This is a genomic window from Segatella copri (genome assembly GCF_051861805.1).
In the GTDB taxonomy this organism is placed as follows: Bacteria; Bacteroidota; Bacteroidia; order Bacteroidales; family Bacteroidaceae; genus Prevotella; species Prevotella copri_M.
The window spans coordinates 2,280,174-2,298,738 of the sequence record NZ_CP146520.1; the positions used below are offsets into that span (position 1 = coordinate 2,280,174).

General features: G+C 51.3%; 14 protein-coding genes and 12 tRNA genes. 13 read left to right on the plus strand and 13 right to left on the minus strand.

Annotated elements, in window-relative coordinates:
* Window positions 1–16: 16 nt before the first annotated feature.
* From recD2 to V8Z93_RS08815, 10 genes are all read right to left on the minus strand, one after another.
* Window positions 17–2,263, minus strand: coding sequence for an SF1B family DNA helicase RecD2 (recD2, locus tag V8Z93_RS08770; protein WP_439431288.1), 2,247 nt, complete (start codon window positions 2,261–2,263; stop codon window positions 17–19).
* Window positions 2,264–2,334: 71 nt separating this feature from the next.
* Window positions 2,335–2,407: transfer RNA gene (locus tag V8Z93_RS08775), tRNA-Lys, on the minus strand.
* A 36-nt stretch (window positions 2,408–2,443) separates the two neighbouring features.
* A tRNA-Arg gene (locus V8Z93_RS08780) sits at window positions 2,444–2,517 on the minus strand.
* A 29-nt stretch (window positions 2,518–2,546) separates the two neighbouring features.
* Window positions 2,547–2,619, minus strand: a tRNA-Lys gene (locus V8Z93_RS08785).
* Window positions 2,620–2,671: 52 nt separating this feature from the next.
* Window positions 2,672–2,745, minus strand: a tRNA-Arg gene (locus V8Z93_RS08790).
* Between the two features lie 27 nt (window positions 2,746–2,772).
* Window positions 2,773–2,845: transfer RNA gene (locus tag V8Z93_RS08795), tRNA-Lys, on the minus strand.
* A 38-nt stretch (window positions 2,846–2,883) separates the two neighbouring features.
* A tRNA-Arg gene (locus tag V8Z93_RS08800) sits at window positions 2,884–2,957 on the minus strand.
* A 45-nt stretch (window positions 2,958–3,002) separates the two neighbouring features.
* A tRNA-Arg gene (locus tag V8Z93_RS08805) sits at window positions 3,003–3,076 on the minus strand.
* Between the two features lie 27 nt (window positions 3,077–3,103).
* Window positions 3,104–3,176 (minus strand) — tRNA-Lys (locus tag V8Z93_RS08810).
* A gap of 84 nt (window positions 3,177–3,260) precedes the next feature.
* Entirely contained in the window at window positions 3,261–5,051 is a 1,791-nt protein-coding gene (locus V8Z93_RS08815; RefSeq protein ID WP_439431289.1) for a glycoside hydrolase family 10 protein, read from the minus strand.
* Window positions 5,052–5,186: 135 nt separating this feature from the next.
* On the opposite strand from V8Z93_RS08815, the gene V8Z93_RS08820 reads away from it, so the two are divergent.
* From V8Z93_RS08820 to V8Z93_RS08835, 4 genes are all read left to right on the plus strand, one after another.
* Complete coding sequence (locus tag V8Z93_RS08820) at window positions 5,187–6,722, plus strand: carbon starvation CstA family protein (RefSeq protein WP_439431290.1); 1,536 nt, start codon at window positions 5,187–5,189, stop codon at window positions 6,720–6,722.
* A 311-nt stretch (window positions 6,723–7,033) separates the two neighbouring features.
* Complete coding sequence (gene recR, locus V8Z93_RS08825; protein ID WP_203038937.1) at window positions 7,034–7,645, plus strand: recombination mediator RecR; 612 nt, start codon at window positions 7,034–7,036, stop codon at window positions 7,643–7,645.
* Between the two features lie 6 nt (window positions 7,646–7,651).
* Window positions 7,652–8,089, plus strand: a complete 438-nt coding sequence (locus V8Z93_RS08830; RefSeq protein WP_203038939.1) for a hypothetical protein — start codon at window positions 7,652–7,654, stop codon at window positions 8,087–8,089.
* Between the two features lie 63 nt (window positions 8,090–8,152).
* Entirely contained in the window at window positions 8,153–9,361 is a 1,209-nt protein-coding gene (locus V8Z93_RS08835; RefSeq protein ID WP_439432843.1) for a glycosyltransferase family 2 protein, read from the plus strand.
* 224 nt (window positions 9,362–9,585) lie between these two features.
* Here the strand turns inward: V8Z93_RS08835 and V8Z93_RS08840 are convergent, their stop codons facing one another.
* Window positions 9,586–9,732 (minus strand): hypothetical protein, encoded by a 147-nt coding sequence (locus tag V8Z93_RS08840; protein WP_439431291.1) that lies wholly within the window; start codon window positions 9,730–9,732, stop codon window positions 9,586–9,588.
* 30 nt (window positions 9,733–9,762) lie between these two features.
* On the opposite strand from V8Z93_RS08840, the gene V8Z93_RS08845 reads away from it, so the two are divergent.
* The 7 genes from V8Z93_RS08845 (at window position 9,763) to V8Z93_RS08875 (ending at window position 14,469) form a co-directional block, all read left to right on the plus strand.
* A complete protein-coding gene (locus V8Z93_RS08845; protein WP_203038941.1) occupies window positions 9,763–10,269 on the plus strand; it encodes a GNAT family N-acetyltransferase in 507 nt (168 codons plus the stop codon).
* Window positions 10,270–10,368: 99 nt separating this feature from the next.
* A tRNA-Asp gene (locus V8Z93_RS08850) sits at window positions 10,369–10,442 on the plus strand.
* 42 nt (window positions 10,443–10,484) lie between these two features.
* Window positions 10,485–10,558 (plus strand) — tRNA-Asp (locus tag V8Z93_RS08855).
* Window positions 10,559–10,594: 36 nt separating this feature from the next.
* Window positions 10,595–10,671, plus strand: a tRNA-Asp gene (locus tag V8Z93_RS08860).
* 35 nt (window positions 10,672–10,706) lie between these two features.
* Window positions 10,707–10,780: transfer RNA gene (locus V8Z93_RS08865), tRNA-Asp, on the plus strand.
* A gap of 221 nt (window positions 10,781–11,001) precedes the next feature.
* A complete protein-coding gene (locus V8Z93_RS08870; protein ID WP_439431292.1) occupies window positions 11,002–12,417 on the plus strand; it encodes a sodium:solute symporter in 1,416 nt (471 codons plus the stop codon).
* A 24-nt stretch (window positions 12,418–12,441) separates the two neighbouring features.
* Window positions 12,442–14,469 carry a M13 family metallopeptidase gene (locus V8Z93_RS08875; protein WP_439431293.1) on the plus strand — a complete coding sequence of 676 codons (2,028 nt, stop codon included), beginning with the start codon at window positions 12,442–12,444 and terminating at the stop codon, window positions 14,467–14,469.
* Window positions 14,470–14,767: 298 nt separating this feature from the next.
* On the opposite strand, the gene V8Z93_RS08880 is transcribed toward V8Z93_RS08875, so the two are convergent.
* Entirely contained in the window at window positions 14,768–15,685 is a 918-nt protein-coding gene (locus V8Z93_RS08880) for a DMT family transporter (protein ID WP_203038947.1), read from the minus strand.
* A gap of 46 nt (window positions 15,686–15,731) precedes the next feature.
* Complete coding sequence (truA, locus tag V8Z93_RS08885) at window positions 15,732–16,466, minus strand: tRNA pseudouridine(38-40) synthase TruA (RefSeq protein ID WP_439431294.1); 735 nt, start codon at window positions 16,464–16,466, stop codon at window positions 15,732–15,734.
* Between the two features lie 170 nt (window positions 16,467–16,636).
* Here truA and dapA point away from each other — a divergent pair, with 170 nt between their 5' ends.
* Together dapA and V8Z93_RS08895 are read left to right on the plus strand one after the other, a co-directional pair.
* Window positions 16,637–17,524, plus strand: a complete 888-nt coding sequence (gene dapA / locus V8Z93_RS08890) for a 4-hydroxy-tetrahydrodipicolinate synthase (RefSeq protein WP_203050161.1) — start codon at window positions 16,637–16,639, stop codon at window positions 17,522–17,524.
* A gap of 12 nt (window positions 17,525–17,536) precedes the next feature.
* Window positions 17,537–18,424: an AraC family transcriptional regulator gene (locus tag V8Z93_RS08895; RefSeq protein WP_203038953.1), complete on the plus strand. Its 888-nt coding sequence runs from the start codon at window positions 17,537–17,539 to the stop codon at window positions 18,422–18,424.
* The last annotated feature ends 141 nt before the right edge of the window (window positions 18,425–18,565 follow it).

Consider the following 18,565-nt stretch of genomic DNA (forward strand, 5'->3'; position numbering starts at 1 on the left):
ACTTGCGAAACTTGAGTCACCTCTTTTTGATATCCGGTTCTGCTGCCATCATTGGCTGATTTTCAGGCAGTACATACGGCTTACTTCCTGCCATATCATTCTGCTGATTTCCTGCCATCACATTCGGCTTTGCCTCAATCTCCCCACGCAACCGTTCTTTCAGTTTCGTGTTTCTCTTGCTCACCGTCAGATTCCTTATCGCATAGGCGAGGGCCTTGGGCTGACCTATCAGCACGCAGATTTTCTTGGCTCTCGTAATGCCCGTATAGATAAGGTTGCGCTGAAGCATCACGAAGTGGGTCATCAGCACGGGGATTACCACGATGGGATATTCCGAACCCTGACTCTTGTGGATGGTGGTGGCGTATGCCAACGTCAATTCGTCCAGCTCCGTGGTCTCGTATTCTGCCAGATGATCCTCGAAACTAACCGTGATGGTGCGGTCTTCCATATTCACCTTCTCCACGGTTCCGATGTCTCCGTTGAATACGTTCTTGTCGTAATTATTCCTTATCTGCATCACCCGGTCGCCTAGTTTATAGGTGGTTCCGCCACGGCTGATGCCCAGCGTGGATGTGTTGATGGCCTGCTGCAGCATCAGGTTCAGATGGGCTGCACCCACCACGCTGCGCTGCATCGGCGTAAGCACCTGGATGTTGCTGAGCGGCTGACTGTAAGCCTTTGGCAGACGGTATTTTACGAGATTCACGATTTCCGCAGCCACCTGCTCCGGGTCTTCATTCTTGATGAAGAAAAAGTCTGTCTGCTTGCCGTTGCTCGTGTCAGGATAATATCCCTGGTTGATGGAGTGGGCACTCATCACGATTCGGCTCGACTGTGCCTGCCTGAAGATGCGGGTTAGGCGAACGACGGGAATCTTCTCGGAGTCGATGATGTCGCGCAATACGTTTCCGGCTCCCACACTCGGCAGCTGGTCGATGTCGCCCACCAGCACCAGTCGCATGTGCTTCGGAATCGCCTTCATCAGGTTGTACATCAGTATGATATCAATCATCGAACACTCATCCACGATCAGCGCATCGCCCTCCAGCGGGTTCTCCTCGTTTCGCTTGTATCCGTCTTGCGGATTGAATTCCAGCAGTCGGTGGATGGTCTTGGCTTCCATGCCTGTGGCCTCGCTCATTCGCTTGGAAGCTCTGCCCGTAGGCGCCGCCAGCAGAATCTTCATTCCTGCCGTTTTGTAAGCAGAAATGATACCTTGCGTGGTGGTGGTTTTTCCGGTGCCCGGACCTCCCGTGAGCACCATCACCTTGGATTTCACTGCCTGCTCTATGGCGGCTATCTGCACCTCGTCGTACTTGATGCCCGAATCCTTTTCCATCGCCTTGATATTGGCTTTCATATTGAAGAGGGTAGGGTCCTGATTGTTCATCAGCTCGAGCAGTTTCTTCGCCGTTCCCCGTTCTGAATAGTAGAAGGGTGGCAGATAGATGGCTTCGTTCTCGCGGATGAGATTTTCTGCCACGATCATCTCTGCGATGGCTTGCGTAATCGGCTCTTCATCAGCCTCCAGCAGATTTTTGGCGGCATCTATCAGCTGCTCTTCCACGGCATATACATGGCCTTCGTTGGATAGCTCGTTCAGGGTGTAGCTGATGCCGCTCTTGCATCTTCTCGGGTCGTTCTTCCCGTATCCCATCTTGCTGGCGATGCTGTCGGCAGTCTTGAATCCGATGCCCCAGATGTCGTCGGCAAGGCGATAGGGGTTCTCCTTTACATTGTCGATGCTTTCCTTGCCATACTGCCGGTAGATTTTGGCGGCGTAGGCGGTGCTCACGCCATACTGCTGCAGGAAGATCATCACGTTCTTGATGTCTTTCTGTTTCTCCCAACTGTCGCGAATTTTCTCAACTCGTTTCTTTCCGATTCCGGGCACTTCGTAGAGGCGCTCGATGTTATCTTCTATCACCTCGATGGTATCTGTTCCGAACATGGAAACGATGAGATGGGCATATTTGGGTCCGATGCCTTTCACCAGTCCGCTGCCCAGGTATTTCTCTATGCCGTAGGCCGTGGCAGGCATCACCTCTTCCCAGGTATCGCAGGCAAACTGCTGTCCGTATCGCTTGTCCATCTTCCATTCGCCATTGCACAGCAGTACTGCTCCCACTGGAACATCCAGCAGGTTTCCCACCAGGGTTACGAGGTCTGAAAACCCCTTCACCTTCACTTTCATCACGGAGTATCCGTTCTCCTGATTCTGGTAGGTAATCCTTTCTACTACGCAGCGTATCTTGATCATTGTGCTCTGATGATTTATAATTATATAAAAAAAGCGTCTCCAAAATGAATTGGAAACGCTTTTCTTAAGTGTACACCCTTAGGGATTCGAACCCTAGACCCACTGATTAAGAGTCAGTTGCTCTACCAACTGAGCTAAGGGTGCTTCGTTTTTTTTATCTTAAAAAATATTTTAACTTTGTGATTCCGCAAGGATTCAAACCTTGAACCTCTTGATCCGTAGTCAAGTGCTCTATTCAGTTGAGCTACGGAACCATTCCTTTTTGTTCTACGCTTCCATATTGTACACCCTTAGGGATTCGAACCCTAGACCCACTGATTAAGAGTCAGTTGCTCTACCAACTGAGCTAAGGGTGCCCTTTATGTATATGCGTATGAAACTTCTTGAAATATCATCTGGTTAAGAAAGTGATTCCGCAAGGATTCAAACCTTGAACCTCTTGATCCGTAGTCAAGTGCTCTATTCAGTTGAGCTACGGAACCATTCCTTTTCAGATAACTCTTTTATTGTACACCCTTAGGGATTCGAACCCTAGACCCACTGATTAAGAGTCAGTTGCTCTACCAACTGAGCTAAGGGTGCAACAATCTTTTGCTTGCCGCAATATGTTCAACTTTGTGTGATTCCGCAAGGATTCAAACCTTGAACCTCTTGATCCGTAGTCAAGTGCTCTATTCAGTTGAGCTACGGAACCATACCTTGTTGATTTCAGAGAATAGGGGACTGATGCTTCGAGAAGTGATTCCGCAAGGATTCAAACCTTGAACCTCTTGATCCGTAGTCAAGTGCTCTATTCAGTTGAGCTACGGAACCATTCTTTTAAGCTTTCATCAAGTTTTGTACACCCTTAGGGATTCGAACCCTAGACCCACTGATTAAGAGTCAGTTGCTCTACCAACTGAGCTAAGGGTGCATCTTCTTGATAGCCTCATTTCTGAATTGCGAGTGCAAAGGTACTACAAATTTTTGAATCCACAAAATTTTTCGCCGAAAATTTTCAATTTTCTTTGAATTTTTTCTTGAAGAAGGTTCCCAGCGCATGGCGGATGCCCCGCTTGTTGACGCTGTAGAGGCGATATGCGCCCGGAGATAACGGCTTGATATTGATATAGTTGCCTTCGCTTGTGGCTCTGTATACGGTGCTGCCTTGCAGGGTTTCTATCAAGAATACCCGTGTATCGAGATTTTTTGTGATTTTGGGCAGATGCACTTGCATTCCGTCGCAATAGAGCATTCGGGCGGAGCCTTCGGCATGCCTGTGCAGGAGCACATCAGCCGCTTTCTCCTGCGTGGCGAGGCTCTCGGTGCCATATCCGTCCATCGAGGTTACGGCAAAATAGAGCGGCTGTTCGCATTCTTCGGGTTTCAGCAGGAGCATGTTGCCCAGACGGCGTGCCGAAATCAGGTTGCGCGCATCGCTCACGTCCACCGGATAGGTGCGGCTGGCATATACATTATTATATATATAGGGCGTAGGGATGGCCGTGCCGTCGGTGTAACTGGCTTCGTTCTGCCATGAAATCTCCATGTATCCGTTGCGCCACTTGATGTCGAGTGCCTTGGGCTGCTTGGGTTTCTGGGTGCTTGCCCAGGTCATCGGCGGCACCAGCGACGGATATTCGTTGAAGCGCCGGGTGAAGTCGAGGATGCCCTGCTGGTTGTTGAGCAGAAACTGGTTTCTGAAAAAACAGTAGCCCATGCCCAGGTTTCGGGTGAGGTGCATCTCGGGTATCACGTCGTTGATGTTCCATTTCCCCTCTTTCGGGTCGAGGAAGTAGATGCCTAGTCCCGGAACCACTATCTTGCCGTGGCTCTGCTCCTGCCAGTCGATGGCGAAGGGGTAGAAGTGTTCGTTGCGGAAGTACATCATCGGGAAGAGTTCGTCCATCAGTCCCTCGCGCAGCCATCCCTGTGCATCCTGGCATACCTTGGTGTTGGCATTCCATCCGTAGCTTGGGTAGCGGGTCAGGTCATCGTACTTGCCCACGGGCGAGCAGCTCATCTTTACCCATGGCTTCAGGCTCTTCACGGCATGGCTTATCTTCCGGGCTATGCTGGTGATGTAGTTTCTGCCCTGCTGGCGGCTCACCTTCAGGTTCCAGTTTTCGGGGTATCGGATGTAGTCGAGATGGATGCCGTCGATGTCGTATCGTCGGGTTATCTCGCTGCATATCTGTGCCAGATAGTTGCCCGTGCGGCTGTCTTCGGGGTTCATGTATCCGTCGGCGCCTATCTTTCTGATGAGTTTCGGGAATTTGCGTCGCAGGTTCCTGCATCCCAGGGCATCCCATTTGCCCACGGGTATGGTTACCACCCAGGCATGGAGTTCCATGCCTCGCTTGTGGCATTCGTCGATGGCAAACTGCAGGGCGTCGTAGCCTGGTGATTTGCCCGGGAATCCGGAGAGGCATCCGTCCCATGGTTCCAGGGCGGACGGATAGATCATGGTGCCGCGCACGCGGGTCTGCAGCAGCACGGTGTTGATCTTGGCCTGCTGCAGGCGGTCGAGTATCTGGCAGAGTTCCTGCTGCTGCTTTCGTGCCGAGATGGGCGACTGGGCGTAGGAGTGGGGCCAGTCTCTGCCGCCGATGGTGGTGAGCCAGACGGCGCGCACCTCGTGCTTGGGAGCCTGCTGGCTTACGAGGATGCTGGCAGCCTGCCCGGCATGGCTGGCGGGGGTTGCTGCCAGACAGTCTTGGGTTGCAGCCTGCCCGGATATGCCCGCCGCAGCCTGCTTATTTGGTAAAATTGCCCCTAAAAGGAGCAAAAAAAGAGATAATTTCTTCATATCATTTCAATTTGGCAACAAAGATACGGATATTTTTTCGTAATTCAAATAAAAATTGTAATTTTGCGGTGGAATTCGTACGAAAAAGTGCGATTTGTCTGAAAAGAGAGTGAATTTTAAAACAATAAAAGAAAAATGGTCAGTTTCATCATCAGTTTGGTGGCCCTCGTTTTGGGCTACCTTATTTATGGAAAGTTTGTGGCGCATGTGTTCGGTCCTGACGATCGCCCTACGCCTGCAGTGACCAAAGCCGACGGAGTCGACTTCATGGTGCTGCCAAGTTGGAAGATTTTTATGATCCAGTTTCTCAACATAGCGGGCACTGGACCTATCTTTGGCGCCATCATGGGTGCGTGGTATGGCCCTGTGGCCTATCTCTGGATCATCTTCGGATGCATCTTTGCGGGCGCCATGCACGACTATATGAGCGGCATGCTGAGCATCCGCAACGAGGGTGCGGGCCTGCCTGAGCTGGTGGGCAAGTATCTGGGCGGCAGAACCAAGAAGGTGATGCTGGTGTTCTCCGTGCTGCTGCTGATGATGGTGGGAGCGGTGTTCGTATATAGTCCGGCCATCATTCTCGATGGCATCTGCCATTCGGGTTCGTTCCTGGGCGGCCAGATGTTCTGGATTATCATCATCTTCATCTACTACATCATCGCCACGCTGCTGCCTATCGACAAGATTATCGGCAAGATATATCCTCTCTTCGCCTTCTCGCTGCTCTTCATGGCGGCTGCGCTGATGATAGGACTGTTCGTGAAGTGGCCTCAGCTGCCTGAGCTGTGGGGCAATCTGGCTTCTGCCAATCTCAACGAGAATCCGGCTTGGCTGGGTGCGGAGCCGTTCATGCAGAAGAGTCCGCTCTTCCCATGCCTCTTCATCACCATCGCCTGCGGTGCAATCAGTGGTTTCCATGCCACCCAGAGTCCGCTGATGGCTCGATGCATGAAGAACGAGAAGATGGGCCGTCCTATCTTCTATGGTGCGATGATTACCGAGGGCATCGTTGCCCTGATTTGGGCCACGGTGTCGATGTATTTCTTCTACTACGGCGGCTGGAGAGAGTGCGTGAGTGCAGAGGCGGCTCAGCAGTTCATCGCCCAGTTTGACGGTGGCAAGACGCTGGTTCAGCATTTTGATGCGCCTACCGTGGTGAAGATAGTATGCTCCAGCTGGCTGGGCATTGGCGGCGGCATCCTTGCCCTGCTGGGTGTGGTGGCTGCGCCGATTACCAGTGGCGATACTGCGCTGCGAAGTGCCCGCCTCATCATTGCCGAGGCGATAGGCCTGGAGCAGCACAGCATGCGTCGCCGTCTCTACGTCTGCATTCCGCTGTTTGCCGTAACGATGGGCATTCTGATTTGGCAGATGAAGAATCCTGATGGCTTCAACGTCATCTGGCAGTATTTTGGCTGGGCTAACCAGACGCTGGCTGTGTTCACGCTCTGGACGCTGACGGTTTACCTGGTCCAGCAGAAGAAGCCTTATGTGATGACCCTGGTTCCGGCGCTGTTCATGACGGTGGTTTGCTCCACCTTCCTGCTTGTTTCGCCTATGGCGTTTGCCCTGAGCGAGCCTGTGGCCTATACGGGCAGCGTCATCATCCTGGTGGTGGCACTGGTATGGTTCTTCGCCTGGTATCGGAAATATCAGAAGGGCATGGCTTAACGGCGTGCCCTTGTATCAATAATTGAAGTTTCGCATGTGGTTTAAGTACGGGCTGAAGGCCCAAAAGCTCCTAGCCCAGGGCAACGCCCTGGGTATAAAAGCAATCAGCAAGGCGCCCTGTAAGGGCAAAAGCCTTATAAATAGCCCGGTTCTTTAAAGCTTTTGCCCTTACAGGGCGACAGGGTTGCGTCCATAATAACCCAGGGCGATGCCCTGGGCTAGGGGCTTCTGCCCTTTCAGGGCGTGTGGAGCTTACTTGCGAAACTTGAATTAATAACAATTTAAAATAAAAAAGAATTTAGAAAGAAAATATGGTGCAGCAATATTCTTCTGCATTGTTGGAAAAGGCGGTGGGCGAGTTTGCCAAACTGCCTGGTATTGGGCGCAAAACTGCTTTGCGCCTTGTACTTTTTATGCTCCGTCAGGGCGACAATGATGTGGATCAGTTTGTGAATGCCGTCTCGAAGATGAAGCGGGAGGTGAAGTATTGTAGGGTGTGTCATAACATCAGCGACACCGATGTGTGTCCGATATGCTCGGACCATAGTCGCGATGCCGCCACCATCTGCGTGGTAGAGAACGTACAGGATGTGCTGGCTGTGGAGAACACGCAGCAGTTTCACGGTCTCTATCATGTTTTGGGCGGCATCATTTCGCCGATGGATGGCATCGGTCCTGCCGACCTGGAGATTGATTCGCTGGTGAGCCGCGTGGCTGCGGGCGGGGTGAAGGAGGTGATTCTCGCCCTGAGCAGTACGATGGAGGGTGACACCACCAATTTCTACATCTCGCGCAAGCTTGCCGATTATCCCGTGAAGCTCTCCGTCATCGCCCGAGGCATCTCGGTGGGCGACGAGTTGGAGTATACCGACGAGGTGACGCTGGGTAGAAGCATTCTGAATAGAACACCTTTTAATCAATAGAAAATAATGAATATCAAGCAAGTACAACGAATTCTGATGACCAATTTCTTCTTCATGGTGATTGTGTCATTGCTCCTGGTGGCACTTTACGAAACAGAGATTCTCACGCCCATGGAGAAGTTGGGTGCCGATGCCAGTCTGATGTTTGGCATCATGGTAGTGATGGAGTTGCTCACCATCGTGGTGATTCCGATGGCTCTGAAGCTCTTCAGTCTGAAGATGATTCGTCGCAAGCTGGTGGCTCAGAAGGGTGATGCCCTGCTGGTTTGGGGCACGGCACGCATCAACATGCTCTGTTTGCCGATGCTCATCAACACCTTTATGTATTATCAGACCATGGCGCCAGCCTTCGGCTATATGGCTATCATCCTGATGCTCTGCCTCTTCTTCGTATATCCTTCTATGGAAAGATGCACGGACGAGACGAGCGGCGAGGAAAGGTGATAGTTAATAGTTGATAGTTAATAGTTAATAGTTTTTAATTTATAGCTAAAAATTTAGATGGCATTGAAACTCTCGGTTATCATAGTAAATTACAATGTGAAGTATTATCTGGACCAGTGTATCCGCTCTGTGCTCCGTGCTTTCGAGGAGATGAACACTCCTGCGGAAATCATCGTGGTGGATAATCATTCGGCAGATGGATCGGTGGATTATCTGGAACAGCGCTATCCTCAGAAGCTGTTTCCGATGGTTCGCTTCGTTCGCAGCGCCCATAATCTGGGCTTTGCCCGTGCCAACAACATCGCCATCCGGCAGAGTAGGGGCGAGTATGTGCTGCTGCTCAATCCGGATACCATCGTGGGTGAGGATGCGCTGAAGGCGAGCGTCGACTTCATGGATGTCCATGAGGATGCGGGTGCCGTGGGCGTGAGGATGCTCGGGGCACAGGGAAGGCGTGCCATGGAGAGCCGAAGGGGATTGCCTACGCCGATGGTATCGTTCTTCAAGATGCTGGGCTTCTGCAACCGATGGCCGCACCACCGGCTTTTCGGAAAATACTACATGGGCTATCTGCCTTGGGATGAACCCAGCCAGATTGAGGTGGTGAGCGGTGCCTACTGCATGCTGCGCCGCAAGGCTCTGGATGAGGTGGGCTTGCTCGACGAGGATTTCTTCATGTATGGCGAGGACATCGACCTTTCTTACCGTGTGCTCAAGGGCGGCTATCATAACTATTATCTGCCGGTGGATATCCTGCATTATAAGGGCGAGAGCACGCAGAAGTCGAGTTTCCGCTATGTGCATGTGTTCTACGAGGCGATGCTCATCTTCTTCCGTAAGCACTATTCGGGCATGACGTTCCTGCTGAGTCTGCCTATCAAGACTGCCATCTATGCCAAGGCGCTGATGGCGCTGGTGGGGATGCTGAGCGACAGGATGCGCAAGAGTCTGGGTTTCTTTGCACCGAGTGCCGAGGGTGCCCAGCATTATGTGTTTGTGGGCAGCCTGGAGATGCAGGATGCCTGCCGCGATATAGCCCGAAGACTGGGATTGGATGCCGAATTCCATGATTCCGAAGTTCAGGAGGATAAGAGCGATGCGACATGGAGCGAGAAGAACGACAATGTTCTGGTGCTGGATGCCGACAGCATGAGCTATGCCGACATGTTGAAGCGCATGAGCCGTTTGTCGGATATGAATGTGAATGTAACTCTGGGCACTTATAGCAAGGAAATCGGAAAGATCATCACGGATAGAGAAATTCTGGGGTAGGAGCCGTATATATATAATATAATGTACGCGCGTACATTATATTATATAGAGTTTTAGTAAGAGGCTCAAGTACGCCCAGCCCCCAAAAAGCTCTAGAAGCAGCACGCCCTGAAAGGGCAGAAGCTCCTAGCCCAGGGCAGCGCCCTGGGTGTAATGGCAATCAGCAAGGCGCCCTGTAAGGGCAAAAGCTTTGTAAATTGCCTGCTACATGGAAGCTTTTGCCCTTACAGGGCGACAACCTTGCGCTCATGATAACCCAGGGCGCTGCCCTGGGCTAGGAGCTTCTGCCCCTTCAGGGCGTGTGGGGCAATCCTTGCATCTTTTGCCCTTTCAGGGTGTGTAGGCTTGCTTCCGTAAATAAATGGTCTCAATACGAAAATACGGAATAATACGAGGAAAAAATGGAAAAGAAGATATTTTTAAGGGCTCTGGAGCCCGAAGATTTGGATTTTCTCTATGAGATGGAGAACGATGAGAGCCTATGGGAGGTAGGAAGCACCAACGTGCCTTACTCCCGACAGATGCTCCTGGACTACATCGCCACGGCCTCTGCTGATATTTATGCCGACAAGCAGGTGAGATTCATCATAGAAAATGAAGCCCACGAGAGGGTAGGCATCATCGACCTGATGAATTTCGACCCGCGCCATCAGCGTGCAGAAGTAGGAATAGTGGTAAAAAAAGAGTATCAGGGGCAAGGCTTCGCCCGACTCGCCCTGGCTCATCTCCTGAAGTATGCCACAAATCTGCTCCATTTGCATCAGATTTATGCCATTGTGGGTGTTCGCAACGAAAAGACAGTAGAACTGCTGAAATCTTTTGGCTTTCAGGGAGATAAACTGCTCAAAGGGTGGCTCAGAAGCAGCGATGGATATGATGATGCCTATTTTTTACAAACTTTTTTATAAAAATCTTCCCGAAAAATTTGGTGGAATCAAAAAAATGTAGTACCTTTGCACTCGCAAATGAGAAATGCTCCATAAGCAATTAAGAAATAAACTTAATTTGGTGCGTTAGTTCAGTTGGTTAGAATGCCTGCCTGTCACGCAGGAGGTCACGAGTTCGAGTCTCGTACGCACCGCTGAGGACATTTTCAAATTCGCAAACATATCGTTTTAAGACTGGTGCGTTAGTTCAGTTGGTTAGAATGCCTGCCTGTCACGCAGGAGGTCACGAGTTCGAGTCTCGTACGCACCGCTGGTCAAGAAACGAAACATCAAGTTTAAATAGTTTGGTGCGTTAGTTCAGTTGGTTAGAATGCCTGCCTGTCACGCAGGAGGTCACGAGTTCGAGTCTCGTACGCACCGCCAACTTTTTAATTTGACTCCTCCATAATGAAAAATCTGGTGCGTTAGTTCAGTTGGTTAGAATGCCTGCCTGTCACGCAGGAGGTCACGAGTTCGAGTCTCGTACGCACCGCTGAAACCTCTGAGAAGTGATTCTCGGAGGTTTTCTGTTTTTATACCCCTCTGTACCCCTTATATCCCTTATACCCCTCAGATTTACTTCTTATCTTTTTTCTCCCGTTATCTTATCTTTCTTCGCTTTTATGTTATATCTTTGTTAAGTAGGCCGAAAAATTTTGTTATTTGCCTAAAATGCAGTACCTTTGTAGCGGAATTTAAGATATAAGAGAAGAAATGATTATCATTGTAACAATTCTGGCTTACTTCTGCGTGCTCCTGGTGTTCAGTCACCTCACGGCAAGGAGAGCCAGCAGCAACGAAACATTTTATAGGGCGAACAGGCGTTCGCCCTGGTATATGGTAGCCTTCGGAATGGTGGGAGCCTCCATCTCGGGCATCACCTTCGTCAGCGTGCCCGGCATGGTGATGAAGACTGATATGACCTATCTGCAGATGTGCCTCGGTTTCATCGTGGGCTATTTCCTCGTGGGTTTCCTCCTGCTCCCCATCTACTACCGGTATAACCTCACCACCATCTACAGCTATCTGCAGCAGCGGTTGGGCGAAAGGTCGTACAAGACGGGCGCCTCGTTCTTTCTCTTGTCGAAGATGACGGGGGCGGCGGTGAGATTCTTCGTGGTCTGCATCCTGCTTCAGCGCTTCGTGCTCGACGGGGTGGGCGTTCCGTTCTGGCTTACGGTACCCGTGATGGTGATGCTCATCTGGCTCTATACCCGAAAGGGCGGCATCAAGACCCTGGTGTGGACGGATTCCTTCCAGACCACCTGCATGTTTGCCGCTCTCATCCTCATCATCTATCAGGTGGTGGCTGCCCTGGGCATGACGCCGGCGGAAGCCATCCAGGCGATAGCCCACGACAGTCATTCGCGCATCTTCGTCTTCGACGACTGGGTGTCGAAGCAGAATTTCTGGAAACAGTTTCTGAGCGGCGTGTTCGTGGTCATCGTGATGACGGGACTGGATCAGGACATGATGCAGAAGAATCTTACCTGCAAGTCGCTGCGGGAGGCGCAGAAGGATGTGTGCACCTATGGTTTCGCCTTTGTGCCCGCCAATCTGCTCTTCCTGAGTCTGGGTGTGCTGCTGATGATGCTGGCGCAGAAGCAGGGCGTGCCTCTGCCTGAGGCTCCTGACGATCTGCTGCCGATGTTTGCGGCATCGGGCGTGATGGGAACCCTGGTGGTGGTATTGTTCACCATCGGCATCGTGGCGGCGAGCTTTTCGAGTGCCGATTCGGCACTCACGGCCATCACCACGAGTCTCTGCGTGGATATCCTGGGCAGGAAGGACGACGTGAAGCTGCGCAAGCGCATGCATCTGCTGGTGGCTGTGGTCTTCATGGTCTTCATCATCGCCTTCAAGGCTATCAACTCTACCAGCGTCATCGATGCCATCTATATCCTCTGCTCCTACACCTATGGTCCGCTGCTGGGTTTGTTTGCCTTCAGTCTGCTCACCAGGCGGGAGGTGAACGACCGCTGGTCGCCCTGGGTGTGCGTGGCGAGTCCGATAATCTGCTTCGCCATCGATACCCTTACCTCGCAGCTCACGGGGTATAAGTTCGGCTACGAGCTCCTGATGCTGAATGGTGCCCTGACCTTCGCCGGTCTCGCCCTGATACGAAAATAGATTATTCAATTCAATTAAACAATAATGAAAACAAAAGTGTTATTTGCAGCTTTGTTGCTCAGCGCAACAACAGCTTTCGCCCAGCAGGAAAAGTTGGGCTCTGGCATCGACAAGGCCAACATGGACCTTACCATCAAGCCAGGAACTGATTTCTATCGCTATGCCGCAGGCAACTGGATGAAGAACAATCCGCTGGATGCCGAGCATACCGACAACGGTGCCTTCACCGACCTCTATGAGCAGAACCAGAAGCGCATTCAGGACATCATCCTGGAATATGCTTCCAAGCCACAGCAGAAGGGTTCGCTGGGCCAGAAGATCGGTTCTCTCTACAACCTCCGTATGGACAGCGTTCGCCTGAACAAGGAGGGATGGGCGCCTATCAAGCCAACTCTCGACCGCATCGCAGCCATCAAGGACCGCCGTGAGTATCAGTTGGTTACCGCTCAGCTCGACTTCCGTGGCGAGGGTACCATGATGTTTGGCATCGGCGTAGATGCAGACCTTCGTGATGCAGCCAACAACATCGTTCAGGTGGGCCAGGGCGGCATCGGACTGGGCGTTCGCGACTACTACGTGAACGACGACGACCAGACCAAGAAGATTCGTGAGGCTTACAAGGCTTACATGAAGAAGCTCTTCCAGATGGTGGGCAACGACGAGGCCACCGCACAGAAGAAGATGGAGGCAGTGATGGCTATCGAGACCCGCATTGCCAAGGCTAGCTACAGTCAGGTGGAGCTGCGCGACATCGACAAGAACTATCACAAGATGACTTACAACCAGCTGGTTACCGACTATCCTGGCATCGACTGGGGTAACGTGTTCCTGGCATCCGGTTTCCCTGCTTTCAAGGAAATCTGCGTGGGTCAGCCTGAGCCAATCCACGAGGTGGAGAAGGTGCTTGCCGAGACATCTCTGGATGATTTGAAGACATACGCCGAAATCAAGGTTATCGCAGGTGCTACCAGTGTGTTGAGCGATGATTTCCGTGCCGTAGCCTTCGAGTTGAGCAAGGTGATGAGCGGTGTTCAGCAGGACCGTCCTCGCTGGAAGCGTGCCGTAGGTACCGTGAGCGGCATTTTGGGCGAGGCTATCGGTAAGATTTACGTAGAGAAGTACTTCCCAGAGAGCAGCAAGAAGCGTATGCTCGACCTGGTTCACAATCTTCAGACAGCCCTGGCTCAGCGCATCGACGAGGCTACCTGGATGAGTGCGGCTACCAAGGCGCAGGCTAAGGACAAGCTGGAGAACTTCATCATCAAGATTGGTTATCCTGACAAGTGGAAGGATTATAGCGGCTTGCAGGTAGACGACAGTCTTTCGCTCTACGAGAACATGGGCAACATCTCTGAGTTCTTTGCCAAGGATGCCATCGCCCGCAAGGTGAACAAGCCAGTGGACAAGATGGAGTGGGGCATGACTCCTCAGACTATCAACGCCTACTACAACCCTACAACCAACGAGATCTGCTTCCCTGCTGCCATTCTGCAGCCTCCATTCTTCGACCCTTCAGCCGATGATGCGATGAACTATGGCGGTATCGGTGGCGTAATCGGTCATGAGATGAGCCACGGTTTCGACGACCAGGGCAGCCAGTTTGACAAGACCGGCAACCAGCACAACTGGTGGACAGCAGCCGACAAGAAGAACTTCGAGGCGCGCACCAAGATTCTGGTAGACCACTTCAACAAGATTGAGCTGGCTGGCAAGAAGGTGAACGGCCAGATGACCTTGGGTGAGAACATCGGTGATAACGGCGGTTTGAACATCGCCTTCCGTGCGCTTCAGAACGTGATGAAGACAGAGAAGTTGGGTGTAAAGGATGGTTTCACTCCTGAGCAGCGTTTCTTCCTGGCATGGGCTCGTGTATGGGCTGGCAACGCCCGTCCTGAGTACTTGCAGTACTTGATGACCGTGGATGTTCACTCACCAAACGAGGCTCGTGTAAACGGTGCCCTGCCAATGGTGGATTCATGGTATAAGGCATTCAATATCAAGAAGGGCGACAAGCTCTTTGTTCCAAAGAACAAGCGTGCGCATATCTGGTAAAAACATGTGGGGGTAAGGCATCCCCCACACGCCCTGTAAGGGCAGAAGCTCCTAGCCCAGGGTAGCACCCTGGGGTATAAGGTATATATAGAAAGTCGCCCTGAAAGGGCAAAAGCTTCTGATGTGAATGCTTTTGCCCTTTCAGGGCGACTTTGTTGTTGCTGGTTCTAACCCAGGGTGCTGCCCTGGGCTAGGAGCTTCTGCCCTTTCAGGGCGTGCTGCTTCTGGAGCTTCTGCCTTTTCAGGGCGTGCTGCTTCTGGAGCTTCTGCCCTTACAGGGCGTGCTGGCATAGAACTTTTACTTCGTTCCGAAATAGAGGAAGAGCATTCCGAGCAGAACGAGGAGAAGGTCTATGAACTTCGCCTTGAGGTTCTTCTCGTGGAAGATGGCGGCTCCGAAGAGGAAGCTGACGATGACCGAACCACGACGAATCATGCTCACGATGCTGATCATGGCACCCGGCAGACTCAATGCGTAGAAATAAACGAAATCGGCTGCCGAAAGAAAGATGCTGATGAAGATGATGCTCCAGTGCCAATGGAATGGGGTGGAGTTCTTCTTGGTAGGCCACCATATCATCAGGAGCATCGCACCCATGAGGAAGCACTGGTAGATGTTGTACCAGCTCTGCACAATCATTCTGTCCAGTCCCACACCGCCATTCTCGGGTGGAGCCATCAGATACTTATCGTAGAGTCCGCTCACCGCTCCGAGCACGGCAGCCAGCACGATGAAGTAGATCCACTTGTTGTGCTTGAAGTCGATGCCCTCCTTCTTGCCGCTGCGCGAAAGCATGGCAAAGGAGATGACGGCAAGGATGACGCCAATCCACTGGTAGAGGTTGAGCACCTCGCCATAAACCAGCAGGGCGCCCACGAGCGTCATCACGGGGCGGGTGGCATTGATAGGTCCCACGATGGTGAGGGGCAGATGCTTCATGCCGAAATAACCGAAAATCCAACTGCTCAATACGATGAAACTCTTGAGCACGATGTACTTGTGAACTTCCCATCCACCTTCAGCCACATGGAACATGGTTCCATCTAGCGAATTTCCTGTATAGCTCAAGATGATGAACGGCAGGAAGATGAGCGATGAGAAGAGCGTGTTCAGAAAGAGCACGGGAATCACTGCGTTACCTGAAAGCGCCTTCTTCTTGAAGGCATCATAGAATCCCAGCAGCGCTGCTGAGAGAAATGCTAATACTAACCACATAGTAGTTGTTTTATATTTATTGTTTTAATTTAAATCGTGTATTGTTTTAATTATACCCCACATCTTCCAGGAACAGTGCGTTGCCTGGCATGCTTTCGCCTGCATCGCTGCGGCTGCCATTGTGCAGGATGTCGAGAAACTGATCCATCGTAATCTTGCCCCTGCCCACATCGATGAGCGTGCCCACCACGGCTCTTACCATGTTACGGAGAAAGCGGTTGGCGGTGATCTCGAAATACCAGGTGGTAGGCGAGGTCTGTACCCATCGGGCTGCTGAAACGTGGCAGATGGTGGTCTTGTTGTCACCGCCCGCCTTGCAGAAAGCCGCATAGTCTTCGTGGTGCAGAAAATGCTGCGCCGCCTGGTTCATCTTTTCGAAATCGAGCGGGTAGTTCATCTGCAGCGAATAGTGGCGCTCGAAGGGATCCTTGCGCGTATGGATATAATAATGATAGGTACGCGAGGTGGCAGAGAAGCGGGCATGCATCTCGGCATCTACTTCCCGAACTTCATAGACGGCGATGTCGCGTGGCAGGATTCTGTTCAGACGATACACCAGCTGGTCAGCTTCCATCGGGAGTCTTTCGAAGTCAAAATGCGCTGCCATGTTCCGGGCGTGCACCCCCGTATCGGTTCTTCCGGCTCCCACCACCTCTATCTCTTTTCTGAGAAGGATGGAGAGGGCGCGCTGCAGTTCCTGCTGCACCGAATTGGCGTTGGGCTGAATCTGCCAGCCGTGATAATTGGTTCCGTCGTAACCAAAGAATATAAAATATCTCATTCTCTTTTTTTCTCTAAATTCGGGTGCAAAGTTACTAAAAAAACGTGAAATTTGGTATAATAATACAGAATATTTTCAAAAATGATACAATCTTGAAAGAAAAGTGCGATTTTATTTTGCAATATGCTAATAATTGTGTACTTTTGCCAACGATTTTGAAATTATAGATTATGGCACAGAACATATTCAGGGGCTTAGGTGTTGCCCTCATTACTCCTTTTAAGGCCGATGGTTCGGTAGATTATCAGTCTCTCAAGAGATTGGTAGAGTTTCAAATTGACAATGGTGCAGACTTCCTCTGCATCCTTGCCACCACTGGTGAGGCTCCATGCCTGACCCAGGAAGAGAAAGACAAGATCACAGAATTAGTTCTCGACGTGAACAAGGGTCGCGTTAAGATTTTGAAATATTGTGGTGGAAACAATACCGCTGCCGTGGTTGAAGAAATCAAGAACACCAACTGGAAGGGCATCGACGGTATCCTCAGCATCTGCCCTTATTACAACAAGCCATCGCAGGAAGGCTTATACCAGCACTTCAAGGCTATCGCTCAGGTGAGTCCGCTGCCTATCGTGCTCTACAATGTTCCGGGTAGAACAGGTGTGAACATGAAGCCTGAAACTACTTGCCGCATCGCCCGCGACTTCCCTAACGTGGTGGCCGTGAAGGAGGCTAGCGGAAGCCTGGAGCAGGTGGATGAAATCATCAAGAACAAGCCAGACAACTTTGAAGTAATCAGTGGCGACGATGCGCTCACCTTCTCAATGGTGGCAAGTGGTGCTGCGGGCGTCATCTCCGTTATCGGAAATGCGCTGCCTAAGGCTTTCAGCCGCATGATCCGTCTGGAGTTCCGCGGCGAGTACGAACCAGCCCGCAAGATTCATCATTCCTTCACCGAACTCTACAGTCTGCTCTTCGTAGACGGTAACCCTGCCGGCGTGAAGGCACTCTTGAACGACATGGGCTTCATCGAGAACGAGCTTCGCCTGCCGCTGGTACCTACCCGCATCGCTACCAAGCAGAAGATGAGCGAGATTTTGAAGACACTGAACATTTAATCACTATGCATTATGGCAGAAGACAGAAAGATTATTCATGAGATTACACCGCTGATGGGAAAGGACGTGCTCTACATTGCCGACAGGCACAAGAAGGAGTTTACGTATCCTATCCACAACCACTCTGTGTATGAACTTAACTTTGTAGAGAACGCAGCTGGCGTGAAGCGCATCGTGGGCGATTCGCAGGAGATAATCGGCGATTTCGACCTCTGTCTGATTACTTCTGCCGACTTGGAGCATGTTTGGGAGCAGAACGGCTGCCAAAGCGAGGACATCCGCGAGATAACCATCCAGTTTGACTTCAGCATGGGTGAGGAGACGCTTTTCGGCAGAAATCCCTACGCCAGCATCACCCGAATGATGCAGGAGGCGAAGAAGGGACTCTGCTTCCCGATGAAGGGCATCATGAAGGTATATGAGAAGCTGGATACGCTGAGTTCGGTGAAGGATGGATTCTACGCCGTTCAGCAGTTTCTCACCATCCTCTACGAGCTTTCTAAATGCGAAGGTGCCCGCACGCTGGCATCCTCCAGTTATGCTAAGGTGGCTGTGGAAGACGACAGTCGCCGCATCCTGAAGGTGAAGAACTACATCTCCAAGAACTATATGGATGATTTGCGCTTGCCTCAGCTCGCCTCCATGGCGGGCATGAGCTCAAGTGCGTTCAGCCGCTTCTTCAAGTTGCATACCGGAAGAAACATTTCGGAATATATCATCGACCTTCGCCTGGGCTATGCCGCCCGAATGCTCGTGGATACAGCCAAGAGCATCAGCGAAATCGGTTTCGACTGCGGATTCAACAATCTGAGCAACTTCAACCGCATCTTCAAGAAGAAGAAGGGATGCTCGCCTAGTGAGTTCCGTGAGAACTATCACAAGACGAGAATCATCATATAAAGATGGACCTTTCCGTTATAAGTTGCTATATAACGTAATCGTTTAAGTAAATTTATCGTAAATCTTTTCCTGTTTTCATGCTTCTTTCAGAAAAAAGATGTATATTTGCAACACGAATGAAGGAAATAGATCGTAACAATA